The sequence below is a fragment of the Yinghuangia sp. YIM S09857 genome, assembly GCF_051388915.1.
Classification (GTDB): Bacteria; Actinomycetota; Actinomycetes; order Streptomycetales; family Streptomycetaceae; genus Yinghuangia.
Window position 1 is genome coordinate 156,217 of the sequence record NZ_JBPKBH010000019.1, and the last position, 4,322, is coordinate 160,538.

6 protein-coding genes and 1 pseudogene are annotated in these 4,322 nt (G+C 69.1%); 5 read left to right on the top strand and 2 right to left on the bottom strand.

Annotation, left to right across the window (positions count from 1 at the left end; genetic code table 11):
* Positions 1 to 11: 11 nt before the first annotated feature.
* Both ACRX5S_RS31700 and ACRX5S_RS31705 read right to left on the bottom strand, forming a co-directional pair.
* On the bottom strand, positions 12 to 800 hold the full coding sequence (locus ACRX5S_RS31700) for a hypothetical protein (protein WP_436776605.1): 789 nt from the start codon (positions 798 to 800) through the stop codon (positions 12 to 14).
* Entirely contained in the window at positions 797 to 1,330 is a 534-nt protein-coding gene (locus ACRX5S_RS31705) for a SigE family RNA polymerase sigma factor (protein WP_436776606.1), read from the bottom strand. The genes ACRX5S_RS31700 and ACRX5S_RS31705 overlap by 4 nt, the downstream gene beginning before the upstream one ends.
* A 597-nt stretch (positions 1,331 to 1,927) precedes the next feature.
* Between ACRX5S_RS31705 and ACRX5S_RS31710 the strand changes: the two genes are divergently transcribed.
* The 5 genes and pseudogenes from ACRX5S_RS31710 to ACRX5S_RS31730 form a co-directional block, all read left to right on the top strand.
* Positions 1,928 to 2,209 carry a hypothetical protein gene (locus tag ACRX5S_RS31710; RefSeq protein ID WP_436776607.1) on the top strand — a complete coding sequence of 94 codons (282 nt, stop codon included), beginning with the start codon at positions 1,928 to 1,930 and terminating at the stop codon, positions 2,207 to 2,209.
* Positions 2,206 to 2,472, top strand: coding sequence for a hypothetical protein (locus ACRX5S_RS31715; protein ID WP_436776608.1), 267 nt, complete (start codon positions 2,206 to 2,208; stop codon positions 2,470 to 2,472). Before ACRX5S_RS31710 ends, ACRX5S_RS31715 begins: the two co-directional genes overlap by 4 nt.
* Before the next feature lie 183 nt (positions 2,473 to 2,655).
* Positions 2,656 to 2,916 (top strand): hypothetical protein, encoded by a 261-nt coding sequence (locus ACRX5S_RS31720; RefSeq protein WP_436776609.1) that lies wholly within the window; start codon positions 2,656 to 2,658, stop codon positions 2,914 to 2,916.
* 102 nt (positions 2,917 to 3,018) lie between these two features.
* On the top strand, positions 3,019 to 3,837 hold the full coding sequence (locus tag ACRX5S_RS31725; RefSeq protein WP_436776610.1) for a hypothetical protein: 819 nt from the start codon (positions 3,019 to 3,021) through the stop codon (positions 3,835 to 3,837).
* A gap of 185 nt (positions 3,838 to 4,022) precedes the next feature.
* A pseudogene (locus tag ACRX5S_RS31730) lies at positions 4,023 to 4,322 on the top strand (NAD(P)-dependent oxidoreductase); the annotation flags it as partial.

Sequence of the window (4,322 nt, forward strand, 5' to 3'; positions counted from 1 at the left end):
CACCGCACCTCTCATCCTGTCGGGGGCGGGGCTCCCATGAACGACTGATCGCCGGTGTACCGCACCTCGACGGCCATCTCCCGAGCGTTGAATCCGTTCGCGGGGTCCGCCAGGTATGCGCGTGCTGTTTCCACCGCGTCGACGCCTACGAGGAACACCGAGCAGTCCACGGCAACGGCTGTCGTGTTGACCTGGAAGGGCAGCTGGCGCTCCTTCAGTTCCGTGGACATCAACGCAAAGATCGCGTTGCAGGCAGCCCGGGCGTACTTGCCGGGCGCGAAGTTGACGCGCAGGTCAGCGGCGGCGTCCGGGAAGGCCGCTCGGAGGTCTGCCAGGAACGCCTCCGAACGCGTGAGGTCACTGAGGTACACCGTGATCGAGCAGCGACACGGGTCGGACCTGACGTTGGTGTACACGTCTGCTTGCGTCGATGTTCCGACGCGTTCGGCTGCCTGTGCCAAGTCGCGCAGTGCGAGATCCGACTGCGGGAGTGTCCCAGGCGGTGACACCGCGAAGGTGCCGTTCGCCGACGGCACCACCGGCGCCCCGGTGCTGCCCGGCGCGGCGGAACCGGTGGTCTCACTGGGGCCTAGCATCGCCACGGCGACGACCACGCTGGAGGCCGTCAGAGCGGCGGCCACGCCGATGCCCAGCCGGACGCGGCGCCTGCGCCGACGCATCGCGGGGGCTACGACCCGTTCCTCGAGCAGCGGGTCCAACTCGGAGGCGAGCGCTGCGTGCCGGACCAGTTCGGCCGCGAGCTCCAGCTCGTCTATCTCGGGGGCTTGCTCGTCTCTCACGGTCCTGACCCTTCGCTCGTGTCGACCGGCTGCCGCGGGGTCTCGCTGTGTACCAGGCGTGCGAGTGTTCTGCGGGCCGCGTGAAGCTGGGCCTTGACGGTCCCCACCTCACACTGCATCTGCGCGGCGACGTCCTGCACGGACATGTCTTCGTAGTAGTGCAGGACGACGCAGGCCCGCTGCCGGGGAGGGAGCCGGGTCAAAGCCTCCCCCAGAGAAAGCCGTAGGCAGACCGCGTCCGACGCGTCGCATGTCACGGTCTCCTCCGACACATGCGGGACCAGGCGCTGCCACCGCGCCGCGCGACGGGACTGATCAACGACCAGGTTCAGCAGGATGCGCCGCAGGTACAACTCAAGTTCGCGCGGATCTGCGGGTATTCGCCCGACCCGACCCAACACCCGCGTCAGCGCTTCTTGGACGAGGTCATCGGCCGCGTCGTCGTCACCACACAGCAAGAAGGCATAGCGCTTGAGCGCCTGGCCCCGGGCCGCGATCACAGCGCTGACAGCCCGCCGCTGGTCCCCCATGGTCCTCCGCCCGTCCGACACCCGCAGTTCGCTTGCGTGCTTCCAATACCTTGAACGAACAACCCACAGCGCGGGTTTACTCTGCGGTACTAGGCACTGGTGAACGCACCCCTGCTAGGCATCGGACCACCTGCCTCGACCTGCGCGCCACCACCCCGACCACCCGCATCGCCGCCCTCATCCGCGACACCGGCACCCGAGGCGACGACGTCACCGACCGCGCCGAAAATCCTCCGTACCGAGATCGCCGTCGCGGGACTCCCCGCCGTCCAGGAACCCGACCTGGAACTCACGCCCGCGTTCCACCACGGCATCCGCGACGACCCCGGCCAGGTCGATACCGTCATCGAGGACTGCGGCAGTGCACCGCGGCCGGCAACTACGCCTCACCCTCTCGGCGCCCAATGGGTCGACGGCGAAGCCGCCACCCGCCGTCGTTGGCACACACATGTCCCCGATCGCAGCCGATCCACCTGACCCGCGCGGCGCTGCACCCTTGCGTGTCTTCTCCATAGCCCGCTGTGCCGTGCGCACGCAATACTGAAGTTCCGGTACCAAGGGAAGGCCTTCGGGACCGCAGACAGAGGGAGAACACTCGTGAGCGCGCAACCGGAACACGTCCAACATGCGCCGCCCATGGGCACACTCGCTGAGCTCCGCGCCGCCCTCGTCGGCCTGAGCAGCCTCGGACTCCCGACCTATCTCGACAAGTTCGAGCAAGAACTGGCGTCCACCTCTCTGGACCAGGTGCCCGCGCTCGCCGAGCGGTACCGTTCTTATGTGCTGCGCAACACGACCTCCGAAGCCATCGCCGCGCTCACCATGAGCGCCCGCGACGTCGACGACGTTCTCCGCCGGAAGATCGCCGCTGACCGGTGACCGCCGCCTACTTCAACGACGCAGCCGAGAAGGCGCTCGCCGACCTGAGCGACACCGAACGCGCGGCCGTCGAAGCGGTTCGCCAGGTCCTCTCCGTGGAACCACGCACCGGAGAGCGCCGCCCGTCGTACCACCCGGAGACCGAGCAGTACGTAGTACAGCTCACCGCGGACGACACCGGGGGACGGGAAATCGGCGTCCTCTACCACTACCACCCCGGGCACGACGCGTGCCTGACCACGTGGATCGTCGCCGGACCGTAGCCGCCATTCCGCGCCCGAGAGCCCGTCGCACGAGGTCGAACTACGTCGGCGCCGCGGCCCCAGGATGCCTTGCACAAGTCGATTCTGAACCTGTCACCGCTGGTCAACCAACGCGGCCAGTTGTTGATGTGGTGGGTTCCGGTGCTCGTCGCAACTTGAGGGCGCCCGGGTCACCCACCACGCGTGGTGCTCGGCCAAGTCGTGTGCGACGGGGTCGCGGCCTTGCTGCGCGAGCGCGAGGCGGTGCTGTGGGATCGGATCGCCGACGTATACGACGAGGAATCCGCCGAACGCCCCATCCGTGAACGCCAAGCCGCCGACAAGGCCCGCGCCCAGGCCGAGGAACTGCGCGAACTCCTTGCTCTGCGGGCCCAATCCGCAGCCGCCGCCCATCAGGCGAAGGGCGACAAGCCAACCGTCCCGCAGACGCCGGAACGCGCGTGACGTGCGGCGTCGACGGTCGTCAGACCCGGCGGTCTCCCTGCGAACCCCCCGATCGGGGAAAGTAGTTCGCCCGAGCGCATACGAAGCGCCGAGACTGGGCGGGTGAACGTATTCTCGGTGAAGACCGTCGGCGCCGTCGTCGAGGCCGCCAACCCCCTCAGCGCATCCCAACTGCGGAATCTTCTGATGAGCAGCGGCTTGTCCGACGGGGAGCACCCTCACCTCGACAACAAGTACGAGATCGTGCGCAAGCCCCTGCGGGCCGCTCGGAACCGGGCCGTGGAGGGAGACGACGACGCCCACGAGGCCATGGTGTCGTTCGTGTGCGGTGTCGCGGGGAACCTCACCAGGTTCGGGCACACCGAACGCGTCGCCCCGCTTCGCGAGGCGCTGCGCAGCGACGGCTTCGAACTGCAATCCGGAGGTGGATCCGGTCGTGCCGTCGAGTGGCGGATTCTCCCGAGTGAGCCCGCGGCCGTGCCGCTTGCCGAGGAGATCACCGCCCTCGAAGCGGAGCTGCAGGCGCGCGGGTACGACGTGGCAAAGGGGCACTACCGGGCCGCAGTGAAGAACTTCGCCGAGCAGGACCACCCCTCGTCGAACGGCCAGTTGCGGACCGCGTTGGAGAGCCTGATCGTCAACCTCGCCAAGGACCACACCGGGTATCGCGACACCGGCAACGCCAACCAGGGAGGGGCCGCGTTGAAGACGCTGTGGGTCCCGGAAGGCCAAACCCAACCGCCGCTGGCCGTCGGGCAACCGCTGCCGGCGCGCGACGGCGGCCTCATGGTCGCGGGCGTCTGGTCCGTGTCCCACACCGGCGGTTCGCACCCCGGTCTGTCGGATGCCCAGGAGGCGCGTATCCGCATGCAGATCATCACCGCCACGGCCCACTTCCTCCTACGCCACTTTCCCGCCTGATCCGCGCCTGAGGAACTGCCGCGTCGCTTGTACGCCCGCCGTCGCCTCACGACCTCGTCCCGCCCCGGAGGTCCGGGCGCCGGGTTTCACCCGGTGCGGTCGGCTCGGCGCAGCGTGGGTCGCCTTGGTGTCGCCGTACGGTCGGGGGGTGGGGGCCGGACACCGATCCAAGGAGAGATTTCACGATGAGCACCATCACGCTGTACGGCGCGCTCGGCACGGTCGGCTCCCGTGTCCTGGACGAGGCACTGCGCCGCGGCCACGCGGTGACCGCGGTGGTCCGCGACCCGGCGACGCTGACCACCGTGGATCCCGCGCTGACGGTGGTGGCTGGCGACGTGCTGGACCCGGCGTCGGTGGCCGAGCACGCCAAGGGCGCGGACGTGGTGGTCAGCGCGGTCGGCGGCGGTGACGGGCCGGGGCACCAGGCGCTGATCAAACCGTCGTTCGAGTCGCTGGTGGCGGGCCTGCGCACCCCCGGCGCG